Source organism: Streptomyces tricolor (assembly GCF_002155905.1).
Classification (GTDB): Bacteria; Actinomycetota; Actinomycetes; order Streptomycetales; family Streptomycetaceae; genus Streptomyces; species Streptomyces tricolor.
The window spans coordinates 1-21,315 of sequence record NZ_MUMF01000141.1 but is presented as its reverse complement, the minus strand read 5'-3'; the positions used below and the strand labels follow the sequence as shown (position 1 = coordinate 21,315).

At 71.0% G+C, this 21,315-nt stretch carries 16 protein-coding genes; 9 read left to right on the top strand and 7 right to left on the bottom strand.

Going from position 1 to position 21,315, the window contains the following annotated elements; all coding sequences use genetic code 11:
• Positions 1-21: 21 nt before the first annotated feature.
• The gene (locus CCN44_RS11565; RefSeq protein ID WP_086697586.1) at positions 22-1,602 is read right to left on the bottom strand and encodes a hypothetical protein; all 1,581 of its coding nucleotides are present in this window, start codon (positions 1,600-1,602) and stop codon (positions 22-24) included.
• 80 nt (positions 1,603-1,682) lie between these two features.
• Here CCN44_RS11565 and CCN44_RS11560 point away from each other — a divergent pair, with 80 nt between their 5' ends.
• Positions 1,683-3,122, top strand: a complete 1,440-nt coding sequence (locus tag CCN44_RS11560; RefSeq protein ID WP_237481019.1) for a glycoside hydrolase family 18 protein — start codon at positions 1,683-1,685, stop codon at positions 3,120-3,122.
• Positions 3,119-4,108 (top strand): phosphotransferase family protein, encoded by a 990-nt coding sequence (locus CCN44_RS11555; protein WP_059252405.1) that lies wholly within the window; start codon positions 3,119-3,121, stop codon positions 4,106-4,108. The genes CCN44_RS11560 and CCN44_RS11555 overlap by 4 nt, the downstream gene beginning before the upstream one ends.
• Here the strand turns inward: CCN44_RS11555 and CCN44_RS11550 are convergent.
• From CCN44_RS11550 to CCN44_RS11535, 4 genes are read right to left on the bottom strand one after another with little or no spacing between them, the layout of a single operon-like run.
• Positions 4,065-4,859 (bottom strand): succinate dehydrogenase/fumarate reductase iron-sulfur subunit, encoded by a 795-nt coding sequence (locus CCN44_RS11550; protein ID WP_059252406.1) that lies wholly within the window; start codon positions 4,857-4,859, stop codon positions 4,065-4,067. The genes CCN44_RS11555 and CCN44_RS11550 overlap by 44 nt on opposite strands.
• Positions 4,856-6,793 (bottom strand): fumarate reductase/succinate dehydrogenase flavoprotein subunit, encoded by a 1,938-nt coding sequence (locus CCN44_RS11545; RefSeq protein WP_086697585.1) that lies wholly within the window; start codon positions 6,791-6,793, stop codon positions 4,856-4,858. The genes CCN44_RS11550 and CCN44_RS11545 overlap by 4 nt, the downstream gene beginning before the upstream one ends.
• 22 nt (positions 6,794-6,815) lie before the next feature.
• Positions 6,816-7,637, bottom strand: a complete 822-nt coding sequence (locus CCN44_RS11540; protein ID WP_086697584.1) for a hypothetical protein — start codon at positions 7,635-7,637, stop codon at positions 6,816-6,818.
• A 27-nt stretch (positions 7,638-7,664) separates the two neighbouring features.
• Positions 7,665-7,955 (bottom strand): hypothetical protein, encoded by a 291-nt coding sequence (locus tag CCN44_RS11535; protein ID WP_059252409.1) that lies wholly within the window; start codon positions 7,953-7,955, stop codon positions 7,665-7,667.
• A gap of 314 nt (positions 7,956-8,269) precedes the next feature.
• Here CCN44_RS11535 and CCN44_RS11530 point away from each other — a divergent pair, with 314 nt between their 5' ends.
• From CCN44_RS11530 to CCN44_RS11500, 7 genes are all read left to right on the top strand, one after another.
• Entirely contained in the window at positions 8,270-10,600 is a 2,331-nt protein-coding gene (locus CCN44_RS11530) for an ABC transporter family substrate-binding protein (protein ID WP_086697583.1), read from the top strand.
• A gap of 133 nt (positions 10,601-10,733) precedes the next feature.
• Positions 10,734-12,641 (top strand): translational GTPase TypA, encoded by a 1,908-nt coding sequence (typA, locus tag CCN44_RS11525; RefSeq protein WP_059252411.1) that lies wholly within the window; start codon positions 10,734-10,736, stop codon positions 12,639-12,641.
• Positions 12,642-13,122: 481 nt separating this feature from the next.
• Positions 13,123-14,163 (top strand): ABC transporter permease, encoded by a 1,041-nt coding sequence (locus CCN44_RS11520; RefSeq protein ID WP_167403969.1) that lies wholly within the window; start codon positions 13,123-13,125, stop codon positions 14,161-14,163.
• A gap of 102 nt (positions 14,164-14,265) precedes the next feature.
• Positions 14,266-16,059, top strand: a complete 1,794-nt coding sequence (locus tag CCN44_RS11515; RefSeq protein ID WP_059252413.1) for an ABC transporter substrate-binding protein — start codon at positions 14,266-14,268, stop codon at positions 16,057-16,059.
• Between the two features lie 96 nt (positions 16,060-16,155).
• Positions 16,156-17,133 (top strand): ABC transporter permease, encoded by a 978-nt coding sequence (locus tag CCN44_RS11510; RefSeq protein ID WP_059252414.1) that lies wholly within the window; start codon positions 16,156-16,158, stop codon positions 17,131-17,133.
• A 15-nt stretch (positions 17,134-17,148) separates the two neighbouring features.
• Positions 17,149-18,210, top strand: a complete 1,062-nt coding sequence (locus tag CCN44_RS11505) for an ABC transporter ATP-binding protein (protein WP_059252415.1) — start codon at positions 17,149-17,151, stop codon at positions 18,208-18,210.
• Between the two features lie 13 nt (positions 18,211-18,223).
• Positions 18,224-19,360, top strand: a complete 1,137-nt coding sequence (locus tag CCN44_RS11500; RefSeq protein ID WP_086697582.1) for an ABC transporter ATP-binding protein — start codon at positions 18,224-18,226, stop codon at positions 19,358-19,360.
• Positions 19,361-19,442: 82 nt separating this feature from the next.
• On the opposite strand, the gene CCN44_RS11495 is transcribed toward CCN44_RS11500, so the two are convergent.
• Together CCN44_RS11495 and CCN44_RS11490 are read right to left on the bottom strand one after the other, a co-directional pair.
• The gene (locus CCN44_RS11495; protein ID WP_086697581.1) at positions 19,443-20,183 is read right to left on the bottom strand and encodes a class I SAM-dependent methyltransferase; all 741 of its coding nucleotides are present in this window, start codon (positions 20,181-20,183) and stop codon (positions 19,443-19,445) included.
• Positions 20,184-20,366: 183 nt separating this feature from the next.
• The coding region (locus CCN44_RS11490) for an ABC transporter ATP-binding protein (RefSeq protein WP_086697580.1) at positions 20,367-21,315 on the bottom strand (949 nt) is incomplete at its 5' end.

Genomic DNA, 21,315 nt, shown 5'->3' with positions numbered 1-21,315 from the left:
GGACCGCCCCACGGGAACGCTCTAGAGGTGGTGCCGCGAGCGGGTCTCCGGGCCGCCGAAAGCGGCCGGGGGGCCGCCGTCCGGGTCCTCGGCGAGCAGGATGCCGCCGAGGACGGCACCGGCGAGTCCGGCCGCGGCCCCCTCGGTGCCGACGAACGGGGTGCCGTGGGCCCGTACCTCCCGTTCGGCCAGCTCCCGCGCCTCCCGGGCCACGGCATCGGCCCGGGCCAGGCCCCCCGCGCCCAGCTCCCGTACCGCCTCCGCCAGCCTGGCCCGGGGCTCCGTGCCCACGGCCCCCCGGTGCACGGCGAGGAACTCCTCCGCCCCGGCGACGGAACTGCGCGCCACGAGCAGCGCCGCGGTGCCCAGCACCCCCGAGCGCGCCCCGTCCAGCCGCTCGGCGGCCCGGACGATCCGGCGCAGCGCGTCCAGCGGGTCGTACGGACCGGCCGTCAGCTCCTCGCGGACCGCCGCCAGCACCCCGTCGGCGTGGGCCAGCCGGGCGTGCAGCTCACCCGTGGTCAGCGAGGTCCGGCCGGTCCCGCGCCGGGCCGCCGCCAGCTCCGCCTCCGCGCCGGTGAGCGCCGCCGGCACCAGTCGGGCCGCCTCCCGCAGCTGCGCCGCGAGCCGCTCCACCCCGTCCACCAGCACCCCGGCCTGGACCACCGCGCCCTCCCCGGCGCGCAGCTGCCGGGCGGCCCGCGGCGCATCGCCCGTGTCGACGGCCTGGCGGGCCTCGTTGAGCCGTGCGGTGGCGAACACCAACCGGTCCTTGGCCTGTTCGACGTACCCGGTGACGGGCCCGCCCGCCGAGGGCGCGTACCGCTCCCGGAGGGCCGCCAGGGTCTGCTGGGCGGTCACCGCCCGCGCCGCCAGCTCCCGGAACCGCTCCTCGGCCGTCACCAGCGCGGCCCCCACTCCCCGTTCGCCGTCCGCCGGCTCCTCGCCCAGCCCGCGCAGCCGGTCCAGCGCCGCCGCCTCCGCGTCCAGCCGGCGCCCGGCCTCGGCGCAGCGGCCGACCACCCCGACCAGCGCCTGGCGCCGGGCACCCGGCTCCTCCGGAACGCCCTCCTCGTACCGCCGCCAGATCGCGAACGCCGCCGACAGCTCGGTCTCGGCGGCCCGCAGCGCGTGCGTGAACGGCTCGGTCCGCTTCTCCCCGAACAGCTCGCGCACGAAGGCCAGTTCCTCCCTGCTGGTGCGTACGCAGTCGTCGGCCAGGCGCAGCGCCGCCCGCGCCTGACGCTCGGAGTCGGCCGGCGCGGGCACGGGCGGGTGCGCCGAGACGGTCCCGGGAGTCGTCCGGGTCCGGGCCCGGCGGGTGCGCCGCAGATAGCCGTATCCGGCCACGGTCAGGGCCGCGACCCCGGCGATGAGCGGCAGCACGAGGTCGGCGGCCGACGTCCCGTCCTGCTGCGGGGCGGCGGCACTCGCCACCGTGCCGACGGGGGCCACGGGAACCGGAGTACGGGCCTCGGCCGTCATCACCGGCAACACCAGCCACCCGGCTCCCACCAGGGCGCCCAGCACGGCACGCGCCACCCGCACCCGTATGCGCGCGGTCGCGCGCCGGGGCCGGGCCCGGATCAGGGAGGACGTCACATTTCGGAGCGTATGGGCAGGTAGGCGGCTTCGCGAGCGGGACGGATACGGGTGGGGGACCAGGCGGACAGGGGGGCGGGATGGACGACAACCGGAACGACGAGAACCGGACCGGCGAAAACCGGACGGACGGAAACCGGGCCGAGGAGAACCGGACGGACGGAAACCGCCCGGATGGAAACCGGGCCGAGCAGAACCGGGCGGACAAAGACCGGAAGGACCGGACGAACGAGAACCTGACGGACGAGAAGCGCGCGGGCGAAGACCGGACGGACAAAGCCCCGGCGGAACCGGAGCCGGCGGAACCAGCCCCGGCGGAAGCAGCCCCGGCGGAAGCATCCCCCGCGCAGGAGACCCGCGAGGACGACACCCAGGACGCGGAGCACACAGCACAGGAACACCCCGCGGACGATCAGCAACGCCCCGCAGGCGATCAGCAACGTCCCGCGGACGATCAGGAACACTCCGCGGAGGACGCAACCGAACCGCGCCCCCGCCCCCGCCCTCGCTCCCGCAAGCGGCGGATCCTCCGTCTCCTCGCCGTCGTCCTCGCCCTCCTCCTGCTCCCGCTGCTCACCGCCGCGGCGGCCCTCCGGCTCAACTACACCGGCGACCCGGCCCCCGGCACCCACACCCGGCACAAGGACGCCCTCTGGCTGGGGCACGCCTGGGTGGACGGCCGGAAGACCGACCGGGACGTCGAGGCCCTCGCCCGTCGCCTGCGCGGCACCGGCATCCGCGATCTGTACGTCCACTCGGGCCCGCTGGAGCACGACGGCACCCTCCCCGCGTCGGCGTACCCGAAGGCCCGCTGGCTGACGGCGGCCGTCCACCGGGAGCTGCCCGGCGTCCGGGTCCAGGCCTGGCTCGGTGACGTGCTGGCCAGCGAGGGCCCGACGGGGCTGCGTCTGGAACGCCCGGCCACCCGCGCGGCGATCCTCGACTCGACCCGCGCCGTCCTCGCCGCCGGCTTCCAGGGCGCCCACTTCGACCTGGAGCCCCTGCACTCCGGCGACCGCCACTACCTCGGCCTCCTCGACGACCTGCGCGAGCTGACCCACGCCCGGGGGGCCGTGCTCTCCGTCGCCGCCCACCAGATCGACCCGCTGCCCGCCTTCCACTCCTTCTGGGGCACCACCACCGGCCACCCCAAGTGGTGGTCGCAGGCGTACTTCGCGCAGGTGGCGCGCCGGGTGGACCAGATCGCCGTCATGTCGTACGACACCATGCAGCCGCTGCAGAGCCTGTACGGCGGCTATGTGGCGCAGCAGACCAGCCTCGCGCTGGAGGTCACCCCGAAGAGCACCGACCTGCTCATGGGCCTGCCCTTCTACCACGAGAACCGGTTCGGCCACTGGGCGCACGCCGAGACCGTCCCGGCGGCCGTGCGGGGCGTACGGCTGGGCCTGTCCCGCACCGACGCGGACCGCGCCGACTTCGGCGTCGCCCTGTACGTCGACTTCGCCGCCACCGAAGATGACTGGACCGCCTATCGGAGGGACTGGGTCCGTACGCCATGACGCCTGCCCGCACCCACCTCACCCGGGACGACCTCGCCCCGCTCGCCCGCGCGGCCCTCGGCCGCACGCCCACCGCCGTCACCCGGCTGCGCGGCGGTTCGAGGAAGGGCGTCTACCGGCTCGCCCTCGACGACGGCACGACCGCGATCGCCTATGTCTGGTCCCCGGACGAGGACTACTGGCGGAGGCCCGACACCGACCTCCGCGACACCTTCTCGCACGCCTCCGGCATCGGCCTGTTCCTGGCGGCCCACCACCGGCTCACCGAGCTGGGCGTCCGCGTCCCGCGGCTGCTGTTCGCCGACCGGGAGGCCGTCCACCTGCCCGCGTACGCGGCGGTGGTCGAGGACATCCCGGGCGCGAACCTGGAGCGGCTGCTGCGGGACGATCCGGCGGCGGCCCGGGTGCCGCTGGCGCGGCTGGCCGGGGTGCTGGGCGTGCTGCGGGAGCACACGGCCGCCGGGCACGGCAAGGCGGTCCTGGTGGAGGAGGGCGGGACGGCGTCCGGGGGTTCCTGCGCGCAGGTCGCCGCCGACCGGGCGGTGCGCGACATCGCGGACGCCGCCGAGCGGGACCCCCGGGTGCGCGCGGTGCGCGCGGAGCTGACGCGGCGGGTGCGGGACCTCCAGGACGTCGTCGCACCGCGCGGCCACACCTCCCTCGTGCACGGCGAACTCGGCCCGGACCACGTCCTGGTGACCCCGGACGGCGACCCGGCGCTCATCGACATCGAGGGCCTGATGTACTTCGACGCCGAGTGGGAGCACGTCTTCCTCCAGCTCCGCTTCGGACCCGCCTACGACGTGCTGCGCGCCCCCGGCCTCGATCCGGACCGGCTGGCCCTGTACCGGCTCGCGATGCACCTCGGCCTGGTCGCCGGACCGCTGCGGCTGCTCGACGGCGACTTCCCGGAGCGCGCGGCCATGCGGGAGATCGCGGAGTTCAATCTGCGGCGGGCGCTCGCCCTCCTGCCGGCCGCCTCCTGATCTTCGAGCCGAGCCACACCAGCGGGTCGTACTTGCGGTCGACCGCGCGTTCCTTCAGCGGGATCAGCGCGTTGTCGGTGATCTTGATGCCCTCGGGGCAGACCTCCGTGCAGCACTTCGTGATGTTGCAGTAGCCGAGGCCGTGGTCGTCCTGGGCGGTGCGCCCGCGGTCCAGGCCGGTCTCCGCCGCCGCGTCCAGCGGGTGCATGTCGAGTTCGGCGACCCGCATCAGATAGCGCGGGCCGGCGAACGCTCGCTTGTTCTCCTCGTGGTCGCGCACCACATGGCAGGTGTTCTGGCACAGGAAGCACTCGATGCACTTGCGGAACTCCTGCGGGCGGTCCACGTCCTCCTGGAACATGCGGTACTCGCCGGGGCCGAGGCCGGGAGGCGGCACGAACGCCGGGACCTCGCGCGCCTTCTCGTAGTTGAAGCCGACGTCCGTCACCAGGTCCCGGATCACCGGGAAGGCGCGCAGCGGCGTGATCGTGATCGTCTCCGCGCGGTCGAAGACCGACATGCGGGTCATGCACAGCAGCCGCGGCCGGCCGTTGACCTCCGCCGAGCACGAACCGCACTTGCCCGCCTTGCAGTTCCAGCGCACGGCGAGGTCGGGCGCCTGGGTGGCCTGGAGACGGTGGACGATGTCCAGGACCACCTCGCCGTCGTGCACCTCGACCGTGAAGTCCTCAAGGCCGCCGCCCCGTTCGTCGCCCCGCCACACCTGGAAGCGGGCTTCGTAGCTGCTCACTCGTACAGCTCCTCTTCGGCGAGGTACTTGACCAGCTCCTCCTTCTCGAAGAGGGCGAGCAGGTCCGGGCGGATGGGGTCGGTGGTCTCGCGGGCGAGCCGGATCTGCCCCCGGGCCGGGTCGGTCGCCGCGAGGCCGCCGGTGGGGTCGGCGAGGGTGCACAGCAGGTTCACGTTGCGCCAGGCGCGGTCCATCGTCGGATGGTCCTCGCGGGTGTGCCCGCCGCGCGACTCGGTGCGCTCCAGTGCGGCCCGCGCCACGCACTCGCTGACCAGCAGCATGTTCCTGAGGTCCAGGGCGAGGTGCCAGCCGGGGTTGAACTGGCGGTGGCCCTCGACGCCGGCCCGCCGGGCCCGGGTGCGCAGCTCGGCCAGCTTGTGCAGGGCCTGCTCCATCTCGCCCTCCCGGCGGATGATGCCGACCAGGTCGTTCATCGTCTGCTGGAGTTCCTGGTGCAGGGTGTACGGGTTCTCCGGCGGGCCCGGCTCACCGCCCCCTCCCGCCTCCGCGGAGAAGGGCCGCAGCGCCTCGGCCGCCGCGGTGTCGACCTGGGCGTCGTCCACCGGCGGGCGCCGGGCGGCCAGCCCCTGCGCGTACTCGGCCGCGTGCCAGCCGGCCCGGCGCCCGAAGACCAGCAGGTCGGACAGGGAGTTGCCGCCGAGCCGGTTGGAGCCGTGCATGCCGCCGGCCACCTCGCCGGCCGCGTACAGCCCCGGCACCCCGCGGGCCGCCGCGGTGTCGGAGTCGACCGCGACGCCGCCCATCACGTAGTGGCAGGTCGGCCCGACCTCCATCGCCTCCGCCGTGATGTCGACGTCCGCCAGCTCCTTGAACTGGTGGTACATGGACGGCAGCCGCCGCCGGATCACCTCGGCGGGCATCCGGGTCGACACGTCCAGGAAGACCCCGCCGTGCGGGGAGCCCCGGCCCGCCTTCACCTCGGCGTTGATGGCGCGGGCCACCTCGTCGCGGGGGAGGAGTTCGGGCGGCCGGCGGTTGTGGTCCGGGTCCTCGTACCACCGGTCGGCCTCCTCCTCCGACTCGGCGTACTTCTCCTTGAAGACGTCCGGGACGTAGTCGAACATGAACCGCTTGCCCTCGGAGTTCCGCAGCACCCCGCCGTCCCCGCGCACCGACTCGGTGACGAGGATGCCCTTCACCGACGGCGGCCAGACCATGCCGGTCGGATGGAACTGCACGAACTCCATGTTCAGCAGCGGGGCGCCCGCCAGCAGCGCCAGCGCGTGGCCGTCGCCCGTGTACTCCCACGAGTTCGACGTGACCTTGAAGGACTTGCCGATGCCGCCGGTGGCGAGGACCACGGCGGGGGCCTCCAGGACGAAGAAGCGGCCGGTCTCGCGGTCGTACGCGAAGACGCCCGAGACGCGGCCGCCGTCCTTGAGGATCCGGGTGACCGTGCACTCCTGGAAGACCTTCAGCCGGGACTCGTAGTCCCCGGTCTCCTTGAAGTCCTCCTGCTGGAGCGCGACGATCTTCTGCTGGAGCGTGCGGATCAGCTCCAGGCCGGTGCGGTCGCCGACGTGCGCCAGGCGCGGGTACTCGTGCCCGCCGAAGTTCCGCTGCGAGATCCGGCCGTCCTTCGTCCGGTCGAACAGCGCGCCCCAGGTCTCCAGCTCCCACACCCGGTCCGGGGCCTCCTGCGCGTGCAGCTCGGCCATCCGCCACTGGTTCAGGAACTTGCCGCCGCGCATGGTGTCGCGGAAGTGCACCTGCCAGGTGTCGTGCTCGTTGGCGTTGGCCATCGCCGCCGCGATGCCGCCCTCGGCCATCACCGTGTGCGCCTTGCCGAACAGCGACTTGCAGATCACCGCCGTACGGGCGCCCCGCTCGCGCGCCTCGATGGCCGCGCGCAGGCCCGCGCCCCCGGCGCCGACCACGACGACGTCCCACTCCTGCCGGTCGACCACGGACATCAGTCAGTCCCTCACTGGATCTCTAGAAGAAGCGCGGATCGTCGAAGACGCCGGACGCGACGAGGTAGACGTAGAAGTCGGCGAGCGCCACGCTGACCAGGGACGTCCAGGCGAGCAGCATGTGCCGGGCGTTCAGCCTCCCGACGAACTGCCACGCCCGGTAGCGCACGGGGTGCTTCGAGAAGTGCTTGAGCTTGCCGCCGACGATGTGCCGGCAGGAGTGGCAGGAGAGGGTGTACGCCCAGATCAGCACGATGTTGGCCAGGAAGACCAGGGTGCCGAGGCCCATGTGCCCCCACTGGTACTGCTCGTCCCGGAAGGCCAGCACGGTGTCGTACGTCAGCACGCCGGCCACCAGCAGGGCGGCGTAGAAGAAGTACCGGTGGACGTTCTGCAGGACCAGCGGGAAGTGGGTCTCGCCGGTGTACGTGCGGTGCGGCTCGGCCACCGCGCAGGCGGGCGGGGACGCCCAGAAGGCGCGGTAGTAGGCCTTGCGGTAGTAGTAGCAGGTCAGCCGGAAGCCGAGCGGGAAGATCAGGATGATGATCGCGGGGGAGATGCCCCACCAGCCGCCGAAGAGATCGGCGTTCGGGCCCGCGCGCATGCTCCGGCAGTTCTCCGCCAGGCACGGTGAGTAGAAGGGCGAGACGTACGGCGCCGCGTAGTAGTCGGCGTTCGCGAAGGCCCGCCAGGTCGAGTAGACGACGAAGGCCAGCAGACCGGCCGCGGTGCAGGCGGGCGCCAGCCACCAGCGGTCGGTCCGCAGGTGCGGGGCGGCGATCGCGGCGCGCGTACGGCTGCGGACACCGCCGCTGTTCTGTTGGGGTTCCGTACCAGTAGCCAAGTCAGGACTCCGGTCGGTTGCGGTTTCTCAGGGGGCGCGGCGGTCGCGGGCGCCCAGTCCCTCGTCGTCCGAGTCCGTCCACAGGCTGATGTCGTACGGCGCGTCGGAGATGGTGACGAGGTCGGGCCGGCGCGGCGCGGCCGAGGCGGCGGCTGCCTCCCGGAGCAGTGCCACGCTCTCGCGGAGATGGTCGGCGTCCAGCCGGACCCGGCGTATCTCCAGGCCGCCGCTGCCGAGCTGGTGTTCCAGGCGGCCCAGCGACCGGTGCAGGTCGTCGAGACAGCGCTGGACGGCGTTGATGTCGTCGTGCACGGACATGACTTGCCCTCGCTTCCGCGGGTCCGGCGGGCCATGGACGGCAACGTTCATGCGCCTTGGAGTGTTGCGCCTCACGCCTGCCGATGTGAAGGGATGTGCAGCGATTGGCCGAGGCGTACGGGTGCATCGCCGGGTGTGTTGCGCCGCACGGGTGGGCTTACCGGCCGTCGCCGCCGTGTCGCCCGCTGTTGCCGGATCCTTTCCTCTTCAGTGGCCGCATAGATCTGATCAGCTCCATATACCGCCAAACGTGATCAGCTCCATATACCGACAAATGTGAGCATAAGGCCCGTGGCTCTCCGGAGGTAGCAGAGATGTCCTACGAAGTCCGGCAGCACCCCGCAGGGGCGCGGGGAACTGCGCGACCAGCCACGACGCGCCCGCAGACGAACGACGGCCCGACCCGGCACCTCCGCGCGCGCCGCGTGCAGCGGGCCCTCGTCTTCCTCGGCGCGGGCGCCCTCGCCGTCCCCCTGCTCGCCGGCTGCAGCGAAGAAGACCAGGCCGGCAGCCCGCTCGCACCGCAGGACATCGCCCCGGTCGCCCGGGACCTGGTCGCCGACGGCGGCACCCTGAAGTGGGCCGTCGACGCCGTACCGGAGACCCTCAACACCTTCCAGGCCGACGCCGACGCCGGCACCAGCCGGATCGCCCAGGCCGTGCTGCCGTCCATGTTCCGGCTCGACGCCTTCGGCCGTCCGGTGGCCAATCCGGCCTATCTGGAGTCGGCCAAGGTCATCGAGACAGAGCCGCGCCAAGTCGTGCTCTACAAGCTCAACCAGCAGGCCGTCTGGAGCGACGGCCGGGAGATCGGGGCCGCCGACTTCGTCGCGCAGTGGCGCGCCCTGTCCGGCAAGAACAGCGCTTACTGGACCGCCCGCAACGCCGGCTACGACCGCATCGCCAAGATCGAGCGCGGCGCCAGCGACCTGGAGGTCCGGGTCACCTTCTCCCGCCCCTACGCCGACTGGAAGTCGCTGTTCTCCCCGCTGTACCCGAAGGACGTCATGGGCACTCCGGACGCCTTCAACGACGGCGCCCGCCGCAAGCTGAAGGTCACCGCGGGGCCCTTCAAGGTGGAGAAGATCGACACCGCCAAGAAGGACGTCGTCCTCACCCGCAACCCGCGCTGGTGGGGCAAGCCCGCCAAGCTGAACCAGATCGTGCTGCACGCCGTCGCCCGCGACAAGCGGGCCGCCGCGCTCGCCGACGGCAGCGTGGACCTCGCCGAGATCGACGCCGCCGACGCCCAGCGGATCGACCTCGCCAACCGCGCGAAGGGCACCGGCACCCCGCTCCAGGGCGCCGGGGGCAAGACCTCCGTGAAGAAGCTGCGCGACTGGGCGCTCGCGCACGGCTTCGACTCCGACCAGGTGCGCGTCGGCAAGACGAAACTCCGCAAGGCCATCACCCGCTACCTGGAGCAGCAGCAGGAGCTGCGCGAGGTCGAGGTCCGCAAGTCCCTGGAGCCCACCTACACCCAGCTCGCCCTCAACGGCTCCACCGGCCCCCTCGCCGACGAGCGGGTCCGCCGGGCCGTCGCCCGCGCCCTGGACCGCACCGAACTGGCCCGGCTGGTGCTCACCCCGCTGGGGCTGCCCGCCGTCCCGGTCGGCAGCCACCTCGCCCTGTCCGGGCAGGCCGCCTACGCCGACAACAGCGGCGCGATCGGCGGCCAGGACGCCAAGGAGGCGCAGGCCCTGCTGGCCGACGCCGGCTGGGTGCGCGGCGGCCCGCTCAAGGAGCAGAAGAAGGGGGAGAAGGCGGCCGGCCCCGAGCGCCGCACCGAGGACGTCTCCGAGGGCGGCGACGACGGCGAGTACATCGTCGGGGAGGAGGACGACGGCAAGGGCCACGAGGACCGGCACGGCGACGGCAAGGGGCACGGGGGCGCGGACGGCGACGGCAAGGGCGAGCACGAGGAGTCCGCCGGCGAGGGGGAGTCCGCCGGTGACGGGGACGGGCACGGGTCCGAGCACGCCGACCGGCACCTCGCGCAGGAGGGCAAGCACGGCGGCGCGCCCGGCGCCTACGCCCCGAAGGGCACAGCCGCCCCGGCCGCCGCCCCGGCCGGGCCCCTCGCCAAGGACGGCAAGCCGCTCGCGCTGCGCTTCGTCCTGCCCTCCGGACCCGGCTCGGAGACCCTGAACTCGGTCGCCGAGCGGATCTCCGCGATGCTGGAGCAGGTCGGCATCCGCGCCACGATCACTAAGGTCTCGGACGAGAGCTACTTCAAGGACCACATCGCCGCCGGCGACTACGACCTCGCCCTGTACTCCTGGCCGTCCTCCGCCTTCCCGGCGACGGACGCCCGGCCCGTCTACGCCAAGCCGGTGCCGGCCGCGGACGGCTCGGTGAACGTCGAGCAGAACTACACCCGGGTCGGTACGGACCAGGTCGACCAGCTCTTCGACCAGGCCGCGACCACGCTGGACGAGGACGAGGCGCGGGACCTGATCCGCAAGGCCGACGCCCGCATCTGGGCGGCGGCGGGCTCCATCCCGCTGTACCAGCGGCCCCAGCTGGTCGGCGCCCGCAAGAACCTGGTCAACGCGGGCGCCTTCGGCTTCCAGACGCCGATCTACGAGGACATGGGCTTCCTGAAGAAGGGAGCCAAGGTCTCGCCCAGCCCTGACCAGGGCTGAGGCGGCCCGGCGAGCCCCGGCTGAAAAGGCCACGTACCATGGGGTGAGGCCGTGGCGTGTCCAGCCCGGCAGGGCCCGCGCGACACGGACGTACGCGCAGGGCAGTCCTCACACTCCGGGAGTACGCCACAATATGGCCACGCGCCACGACATCCGCAACGTCGCCATCGTCGCCCACGTCGACCACGGCAAGACCACCATCGTCGACGGCATGCTGAAGCAGGCCGGTGCCTTCGCCGCCCACCAGCTCGACCAGGTCGACGACCGCGTCATGGACTCGAACGACCTGGAGCGTGAGAAGGGCATCACGATCCTCGCCAAGAACACGGCGGTCAAGTACCACCCGAAGGACGGCGGGGAGCCCATCACCATCAACATCATCGACACCCCCGGCCACGCCGACTTCGGCGGCGAGGTCGAGCGCGGTCTGTCGATGGTCGACGGTGTCGTGCTGCTCGTCGACGCCTCCGAGGGCCCGCTGCCGCAGACCCGCTTCGTGCTGCGCAAGGCGCTCCAGGCCCGGCTGCCCGTCATCCTGTGCATCAACAAGACGGACCGCCCCGACGCCCGCATCGACGAGGTCGTCAACGAGACCTACGACCTCTTCCTCGACCTCGACGCGGACGAGGAGCAGATCGAGTTCCCGATCGTCTACGCCTGCGGCCGCGACGGCATCGCCTCGCTGACCAAGCCGGACAACGGCACGGTCCCGTCCGACTCCACCAGCCTGGAGCCGTTCTTCTCCACCATCCTGGAGCACATCCCGGCCCCGACCTACGACGAGGACGCGCCGCTCCAGGCCCACGTCACCAACCTCGACGCCGACAACTTCCTCGGCCGTATCGCGCTGCTCCGGGTCGAGCAGGGCGAGCTGCGCAAGGGCCAGACGGTCGCGTGGATCAAGCGCGACGGCTCCGTGCAGAACGTGCGCATCTCCGAGCTGATGATGACCGAGGCGCTGACCCGCAAGCCGGCCGAGAAGGCGGGCCCGGGTGACATCTGCGCGGTCGCCGGCATCCCGGACATCATGATCGGCGAGACCCTGGCCGACCCCGAGAACCCCGTCCCGCTGCCGCTGATCACGGTGGACGAGCCGGCGATCTCCATGGTGATCGGTACGAACACCTCGCCGCTGGTCGGCCGTGGCGGTACCGGCAAGGGCGCGGACGCGAAGGCGGCCGTGAAGGACCGCAAGGTCACCGCCCGCCAGGTCAAGGACCGCCTGGACCGCGAGCTGATCGGTAACGTCAGCCTCCGGGTCCTGGAGACCGAGCGTCCGGACGCCTGGGAGGTGCAGGGCCGTGGTGAGCTGGCGCTCGCCATCCTGGTCGAGACCATGCGCCGGGAGGGCTACGAGCTGACGGTCGGCAAGCCCCAGGTCGTCACCAAGGACGTCGACGGCAAGGTCTACGAGCCGGTCGAGCGCATGACGATCGACGTGCCCGAGGAGCACATGGGTGCCGTCACGCAGCTCATGGGTGTCCGCAAGGGCCGCATGGACAACATGTCCAACCACGGTTCCGGCTGGGTCCGCATGGAGTTCGTCGTGCCGTCCCGCGGTCTGATCGGCTTCCGCACCGAGTTCCTGACCCAGACCCGCGGCACGGGCATCGCCCACTCCATCCACGAGGGCCACGAGCCCTGGTTCGGCCCGCTGCAGACCCGCAACAACGGCTCTCTGGTCGCGGACCGCGCCGGTGCCGTCACCGCGTTCGCGATGACGAACCTCCAGGAGCGCGGCGTGCTCTTCGTGGAGCCGGGCACCGAGGTGTACGAGGGCATGATCGTCGGTGAGAACTCGCGCTCCGACGACATGGACGTCAACATCACCAAGGAGAAGAAGCTCACCAACATGCGGTCCTCGACGGCCGATGTGACCGAGTCGATCGTTCCGCCGCGCAAGCTGTCGCTGGAGCAGTCGCTGGAGTTCTGCCGCGACGACGAGTGCGTCGAGGTGACCCCGGAGGCCGTTCGCATCCGCAAGGTCGTGCTCGACCAGCGTGAGCGTGCCCGCGCCGCGAGCCGCGCCAAGCACAGCTGACCTTCCGGCACTTGAGCCCGGGTGCCCCCCATGGTGGGGGCATCCGGGCTTTTTGCAACCCGTTTTCGGGGCCCTCCTGTCCGACATGCGGAGATCGTCGCCCGATACCCATGTAACACGTCCGTTTCGCGCCTTCTTCCACCGAACACTTTGTCCAGATTTTGGAAGGTCCGGGCGAGAGCTGTGACTGAATTGAGATCTACGAGCGGTGGTCGGTGGTCGACCCATGGCAGATAGTTAGCCGCGTAGCGCTCGGGTCAATGGGTCTCGCGCTGTGGGGACAGCGCCGACTCACGAGCACCAGGGGGTGTCTGACCCTCCGTCAGGGGTGTCGGAGGGAAGACGGAAACCCTCTCCCGTTGGTGAACACGTGAAGTCATGAGGAGGGAACCCCAGTAACTACGCGCGTCCGACTGCGGTCACGCGCGTCCTCGGAGTACGCGGGCACCTCTCACGTTTATACCTGTGAAACGGACAAACCGTGACAAGTCCTATCGACATAGAGGGCGGCGGGGCTTCGGTCGTCGTCGACGGCGCACCAGGGCCGGAGACGAAGACCGAGGCCGTCAAGCTCGCGGGCCGGTCCCCCGGCCAGCTGATGTGGCTGCGCTTCAAACGCGACCGCACGGGCGTCATCTGCGCGGTGGTGGTGATCGGCTACTTCGTCGTCGCCCTGCTCGCACCGCTGCTCGTGAAGCTGCCGGGTACCGATCCGTACACCCTGTACGGCCAGGACCCCACCTACGCCGACCAGCCCGTCCTCGATGAATTCGGGCTTCCGCTCGGCTACTTGGGAGGGGTCTCGGGGGACCACTGGTTCGGCGTCGAGCCGCAGTACGGCCGCGACCTCTACGCCATGCTGCTGTACGGCATGCGCACCTCGCTGTACATGGCGCTCGGTATCACCGTGCTCATCATGGTCACCGGTGTCGTGATCGGCCTGATCGGGGGGTACTTCGGCGGTCGTACGGACTACTGGATCGGCCGCGGCACCGACTTCTTCCTCTCCTTCCCGCAACAGCTGTTCTTCATCGCCTTCATGCCCGTGGTGACGTCGTTCTTCGTGGATCCCCGCGACGAGACACCGACGTACTTCCGCGCCCTGGCCATGCTCATCGTGCTGTGGCTGCTGGGCTGGATGGGCATGGCCCGGCTGGTGCGGTCGACCGTACTGTCCCTGCGCGAGCGGGAGTTCGTGGAGGCGGCCAAGGTCTCGGGGGCCTCCCCGTGGCGGATCGTGCGCAAGGAGATCCTGCCCAACGTCGTCACCCCGATCCTGGTGCAGTTCACGTACCAACTGCCCAGCACCATCCTCAGCATCGCGTTCCTGTCCTTCGCGGGCGTCGGATTCGTCGAGCCGACCCCCGACTGGGGACGCCTGTTCGCCGCCGGCGCCCGGTACGCCGAACAGGACCCGGCGTTCATGTTCTTCCCCGGGGTGGCGCTGGTGATCTTCGTCCTGTGCTTCAACCTCCTCGGGGACTCCGTACGGGACGCGTTCGACCCCAAGTCCGGGCGGTAGGACGTCCGTTGGGTGGGGGGTGGCTGCCGCCCCCGCCGGCCTGCCCGGCCGGCGCCCGGCAGATCTCACGGATAACAACCGACAGGTAGGTGGATTCGCCACATGATGTCTCATCGCGCCCGCGGAGCGCGGGCCGTCGTGATCGCCATCGCGGCCGGCTCCCTGGCCCTCACGGCCTGCTCGAAGAACGAGGGCGGCAAATCCGGCAAGGACTCCAAGAAGGACCAGAAACAAGCGGCGGTCCAGTCGAAGGCGGTCACCTATGTCGACGCCGCGGGATCGACCGGCCCCGCCAAGGAGGTGCCCGGCGCCAAGCCGGGCGGCACGATCACGGTCTACCAGGAGCCGGGCCTGTCCCACCTGGACCCCGGCCAGATCTACGTCTCCGACTCCGGCCAGGTCGCCAACCTGCTCTTCCGCCGGCTGACCCAGTTCCAGGAGGACGACAAGGGCAACGTGTCGGTCGTCGGCGACCTCGCCACCGACTCCGGCAAGTCCTCCGACGGCGGCAAGACCTGGACGTACACGCTGAAGGACGGCGTCAAGGACGAGAACGGCAACCCCATCACCTCGGCCGACATCCGGCACAGCGTCGAGCGCCTGTACGCGAAGTTCATCTTCGACGGCCCGACCTACCTGCAGACCTGGCTGAGCGGCGCCGACTACCGCAAGGCCCTGCCCGGCGGCGGCTTCGACGGCAAGCACCTGCCGGCCTCGGTGCTGGACACCCCGGACGACAAGACCGTGGTCTTCCACTTCGACCAGCCGCGCCCGGACCTGCCGCAGACCCTCGCCATGGCCGGCTACGCCGTCGTCCCGGCGAAGGGCGACACCAAGGAGAAGTACGAGAAGAAGCCGGTCGCCACCGGCCCGTACAAGATCGCCGAGAACAAGGTCGGCAAGACCCTGAAGCTGGTGAAGAACACCAACTGGGACCCGAAGACCGACTCCGTGCGCCACCAGTACGTCGACGGCTTCACCTTCCAGTTCGGCGTCACCGAGTCCACCCAGACCAAGCGGCTGATCGCGGACGAGGGCGACAACAAGAACGCCATCCAGCTCACCGGCAGCGTCGACGCCACCCAGATCCAGGACGTCATCAACGACCCGGACGCGAGCAAGCGCACGGTCAAGGGCTACCAGCCCTACGTGATGACGCTGACCTTCAACCTCGACCGGGTCAAGGACAAGAAGGTCCGCGAGGCCGTCACCTACGCCGTCAACTCCAAGTCCCTCATCGCCGGCGAGGGCGGCGCCTACGGCGGTGACGTCGCGCCGAACTACTTCGCGCCGACCCTGCCCGGCTACGAGCCGAGCTACGACCCCTACGGCCGGCTGAAGACCCCGCAGGGCAACATCGCCAAGGCCAAGGAGATCCTGGGCGGCGTCCCGGCCGCCCAGAAGAAGCTCGTCTTCGCCTACCCCAACAGCGAGCAGGGCCAGCGCCGCAAGGTCGCCATCGAGGACGCGCTGACCAAGGTCGGCATCGACGTCGTCGCCAAGGAGGTCGACGCGGCGAGCTACTACGAGCAGATCGGCAAGCTCAAGAACCCGTACGACATCTACATCACCGGCTGGGGCCAGGACTGGCCGTCCCCGGGCACGGTCGTCACGCCGATCTACGACGGTTCGCAGGTCTTCGACGGTTCCGCCAACTACTCGCACGTCAAGGACCCCAAGGTCGACGCCCTCATCAAGAAGGCGCTGACCCAGGAGCCCGCCGAGGCCGCGTCGACCTGGAAGGAAGCCCAGCACTACCTGCTGGAGAACGTCATCCCGGCGGCCCCGCTGTGGTACACGAAGCAGTTCCAGCTCTCCGGCTCGAACGTGGGCGGCGCCCGCTACGGCTCGGTGTCCAGCCTCATCGACATCACCCGGCTGTACCTGAAGTCGTGACCCGCGGCTGACCACGGGGGCGCGCTCCGCAGCGGGCGCGCCCCCTGGCCGAGCGCACCCCACCCACCGTCTGTTGCAGAGAGCAGCCAGCCCGCCATGCTTCAGTTCATCATCCGGCGCACGGTCGGCGCCTTCGTCACGCTCTTCCTCATCGGGGCGGCGACGTTCTTCCTCTTCGTGGCCGCACCCTCCGACTACGCCTCCCTGGCCTGCGGCAAGGACTGTTCGCCCCAGCGGCTGGCGGACATCCGGGAGGCCCTGGGCCTGAACCTGCCCCTGGCCCAGCAGTTCTGGCACTTCATGTCCGGCATCGTGACGGGCCGCGACTTCCCGGCCGGGCACTGCTCGGCCCCCTGCCTGGGCGTGTCGTTCTACTCGGGGGACATGGTCTGGAGCACCATCATGGACCGGTTCCCGCTGACCCTCACCCTGACCGCCGGCGGCGCGGTCGTCTTCCTCCTCATCGGCGTCGGCGCGGGCATGCTCGCCGCCTACCGGCGCGGCACGCTGGTGGACAAGGTCGCCACCGGCGGGTCCATGGTGCTCAGTTCGTTCCAGATCTACTTCCTCGGCCCGGTCGTGCTGACCATCCTCGTCTACAGCACCGGCTGGATGGAGGACCCCAGGTACGTGCCCATCACCCAGGACCCCGTCGGCTGGTTCGTCGGAATGTCGATCCCGGTGTGCGTGATGGCCACGATCTTCACCGCGCAGTACACCCGTATGGCGCGGTCGTCCATGATCGAGCAGCTCGCCGAGGACCATGTGCGCACCGCCCGGGCCAAGGGCATGTCGCGCCGCTACGTCTTCCTGCGCTACGCCTGGCGCGGCTCGCTCATCCCGATCGTCACCGTGCTCGGCATCGACGTCAGCTCCATGCTGGGCGGCGCCGTCGTCACCGAACTGACCTTCTCCCTCCAGGGAATCGGCCGGCTCGCCGTGGACGGCGCGGTCAACAAGGACCTGCCGCTGACCATGGGGGTCATGCTGTTCGGCGCCTTCTTCATCCTGCTCATCAACATCCTGACCGACATCACCTACGCGTGGATCGACCCCCGCATCCGGCTCTCCTAGGAAGAACCAGCCATCGTGACCACAGTGACCAAGGCCGAGGGCGCACCGGCCCCGACCGGGCCGGACGGATTCCTCTCGGTGCGCGATCTCCAGGTGACGTTCTCCACCGAGGACGGCCCGGTCAAGGCCGTCGACGGGCTCTCCTTCGACCTGCACCGCGGGAGGACCCTCGGCATCGTAGGCGAGTCGGGCTCGGGCAAGTCGGTCACCAACCTGACGATCCTCGGGCTGCACGACCCGCTGTTCACCACGATCGACGGGGAGATCGTCCTCGACGGCAAGGAACTCATCACCGCCACCGAGAAGGAGATGGAGAAGCTCCGCGGCAACCGGGTGGCGATGATCTTCCAGGACCCGCTCACGGCGCTGTCGCCCTTCTACACCATCGGCCGGCAGATCGCCGAGCCGTACATGAAGCACACCGGCGCCTCCAAGAAGGCCGCCTGGGAGCGGGCCGTGGACATGCTCGCCAAGGTCGGCATCCCCAACCCCAAGGAACGCGCCCGGGACTACCCGCACCAGTTCTCCGGCGGTATGCGCCAGCGCGCGATGATCGCCATGGCGCTGGTCTGCGACCCGGACCTGCTGATCGCCGACGAGCCGACCACGGCCCTCGACGTGACCGTGCAGGCCCAGATCCTGGACCTGCTCAAGGACCTCCAGCGGGAGTTCGGCACGGCGATCGTCTTCATCACCCACGACCTCGGGGTCATCGCCGACATGGCCGACGACATCATGGTGATGTACGCGGGCCGGGCGGTGGAACGCGGCACGGTGACCGAGGTCCTCCGCTCGCCGCAGCACCCGTACACCTGGGGCCTGCTGAACTCCATGCCCCGGCTGGACTCCGACCTCGGGACCCCGCTCGCGCCCATTCCCGGCACCCCGCCGAGCCTGCTCACCCCGCCGCCGGGCTGCCGCTTCCATCCCCGGTGCACCTTCCGGGACCGGGTCGGCGGGAACCGCTGCGCCACCGAGCGCCCCCCGCTGGGCCCGGACCGCTCCTCCGCGTGCCACCTGAGCGCGGAGCAGAAGCAGACCATCTTCGTGGAAGAGATCAGGCCCCGACTGGGCTAGGAGGACAACCGCCATGAAAGAGGACCTGGTCCTCCCCGCCACCCGCGACGCTGCTGCGGACGCGCCCCCGGAACCGCTGCTGAAGGTGTCGGGGCTGGTCAAGCACTTCCCGGTCAAGGGAGGCTTCCCCGTCCGCCGCACGGTCGGCGCCGTGCAGGCCGTCGACGGTCTCGACTTCCAGGTCGCCGAGGGCGAGAGCTTCGGCCTGGTCGGTGAGTCGGGCTGCGGCAAGTCGACCACCGGCCGGCTGATCACCCGGCTGCTGGAGCCCACCGGCGGCACGATCACCTACCGCGGCCGCGACATCAGCCACGCGGGACGCAAGCAGCTGGCGCCGATCCGTTCCGAGATCCAGATGATCTTCCAGGACCCGTACTCGTCGCTGAACCCGCGGCAGACGGTCGGCAAGATCATCTCCGGTCCGATGGAGATCAACGGCATCAACCCGCCCGGCGGCCGGGAGAAGCGGGTCCGTGAACTCCTGGAGATCGTCGGCCTGAACCCGGAGCACTACAACCGGTTCCCGCACGAGTTCTCCGGCGGCCAGCGCCAGCGCATCGGCGTGGCCCGCGCCCTCGCCCTGGAACCCAAGCTGATCGTCGCCGACGAGCCGGTCTCCGCCCTGGACGTCTCCATCCAGGCCCAGGTCGTCAACCTGCTCCAGAAGGTCCAGCGGGAACTGGGCATCGCCTTCGTCTTCATCGCCCACGACCTGGCCGTCGTACGCCACTTCTCCCAGCGCGTCGCGGTCATGTACCTCGGCAAGATCATCGAGGTGGGCGACCGCGACTCCATCTACGCCCGCCCGCGCCACCCGTACACCCACGCCCTGCTGTCCGCCGTCCCCGAGGTGACCCTGACGGCGGAGGAGGGGCCCGCGCGCGAGCGCATCCGCCTCGCCGGCGACGTGCCGTCGCCCATCTCCCCGCCGTCCGGCTGCCGTTTCCGCACCCGCTGCTGGAAGGCGCAGGACAGGTGCGCTACCGAGGAGCCCCCGCTGGTCCGGATCGCCGGCAACCGGGACGGCCACCTGACGGCCTGCCACTTCCCGGAGGAGCCGACGATCGAGGCCCGCGAGGAGGACATCGTGCTCGATCCGGCGCTGGCGGCGCTGGAGGAGGGGAGTGCGGAGGGACCGGGGAAGAGCTGACGGGACGGGGCGACGGGCGCGTGGTCCGGGCCGGATGCGGGGCCGGTCCGGCCCGGGTGCCCGGCCGGCGGAAGGGCGCCCTCTATGCCTTCCGCGCCACGGTGACGATCTCGGGGGAGTCGGGGGTGAGCGGCCCCCGCCCCCAGTCCCCGTACTGCTCGACGACCCGCAGGCCGGCCTCGGTGAGGAAGTCCTCCAGTGCCCCGGCGTCGAGGAAGCGCAACACGCTGTGGACGACCCTGGGCGCGGGCCAGCCGTCGCCGTCGTAGGTCTCCGTGAACCGCACCCGGCCCCGGTCCGGGCCCTCGCCCCGCACCTCGTGCCACACCCGCACCGCGGTGCCGTCGGCGGCGACGATCTCGTGCACCCGGTCCGGGGTCCAGCGCTCCCAGGCCCGGGCGCCGGGGTTGCGGGTCTCGAAGACGAATCGGCCGCCGTCGCGGAGGGCCGCGCGGGCGGCGTGCAGACAGGTCCGGATGTCCTCGTCCGTCAGCAGTTCCTGGAAGGCGTGCCCGGTCATGACGACGAGGTCGAAGTCCTGTTCCCAGTGCCGGACCCGTACGTCGCCGAGGACCCACTCGATGTCCGGGCGCTCCCGGCGTGCCTGGACGAGCATCGCGGCGGCCGGATCGAGTCCCATCAGCCGCCCCCGGTGCCCCTCGGCCCGGGCCCGCCGCAGCAACTGCCCGGTGCCGCATCCGATGTCCAGCACGGAGCCGGCCTCCCGCAGCAGACCGAGGTAGAAGGCGTCCCCCGGCCCCCAGGGGTTGAGGCGGTCGTAGAGCGCGGCGAGCGAGAGATCGGCAAAGGCGTGATCCACCACCGCGGCAGTCTGACACACGATGCTGAACGGCGCGTCAGGAACCGGGGACCCGGCACACGGAAAGAGGGCCCGTGCCTTGGGGAGGCGCGGGCCCTCGTCCCCTGGACCGGACGTTCATGGGCTCGGGTCAATGGGCCGGTGAAAGTCCGCTCCGCAAGGGGGCGGCTGACGGAAAGGGGTGTGTCAGGCCGCCGCCTCGGGGTCCTTGGAGAGGCGCGGAGCGGGGACGGTGTCCACCGTTTCGGGGTAGTGGCAGGCCGTGAGGTGACCCGGCTTGTTGCCCTCCACCTGCGCCAGCGGCGGTGCCTCCGTCGCGCACTTCTCGGTCGCCTTCCAGCACCGGGTGCGGAAGCGGCAGCCGGACGGCGGGTTGATCGGCGACGGCACATCGCCGGTCAGGCGGATGCGCTCGCGCGGCTCCTCGTCCACCGTGGCCTCGGGCACGGCGGACAGCAGAGCCCGCGTGTAGGGGTGGCGCGGGTTGCCGTACAGATCCTCGCGGTCGGCGATCTCGACGATCTTACCCAGGTACATGACCGCGACGCGCTGTGAGAAGTGCCGCACGATCGCGAGGTCGTGGGCGATGAACACGAACGCGATGCCGAGTTCCCGCTGGACCTTCTGGAGCAGGTTGACGACCTGGGCCTGGATGGAGACGTCCAGGGCGGAGACCGGCTCGTCGGCGACGATCAGCTTGGGTTCCAGCGCGAGCGCGCGGGCCACGCCGATGCGCTGGCGCTGGCCGCCGGAGAACTCGTGCGGGAACCGGTTGTAGTGCTCCGGGTTGAGACCGACGATCTCCAGCAGCTCGCGCACGCGCTTCTCGTGGCCGCCGGGCGGGTTGATGCCGTTGATCTCCATCGGACCGGAGATGATCTTGCCGACCGTCTGCCGCGGGTTCAGCGAGGCGTACGGGTCCTGGAAGATCATCTGGATCTCGGAACGGATCGGCGCCAGCTGCTTGCGGCCGGCGTGCGTGATGTCCTGGCCCCGGTAGGTGATCGTGCCGCCGGTCGGCTCCAGCAGGCGCGTGATGAGCCGGCCGGTGGTCGACTTGCCGCAGCCCGACTCGCCGACCAGGCCCAGGCTCTCGCCCTCGGCGACCTGGAAGTCCAGGCCGTCGACGGCCTGG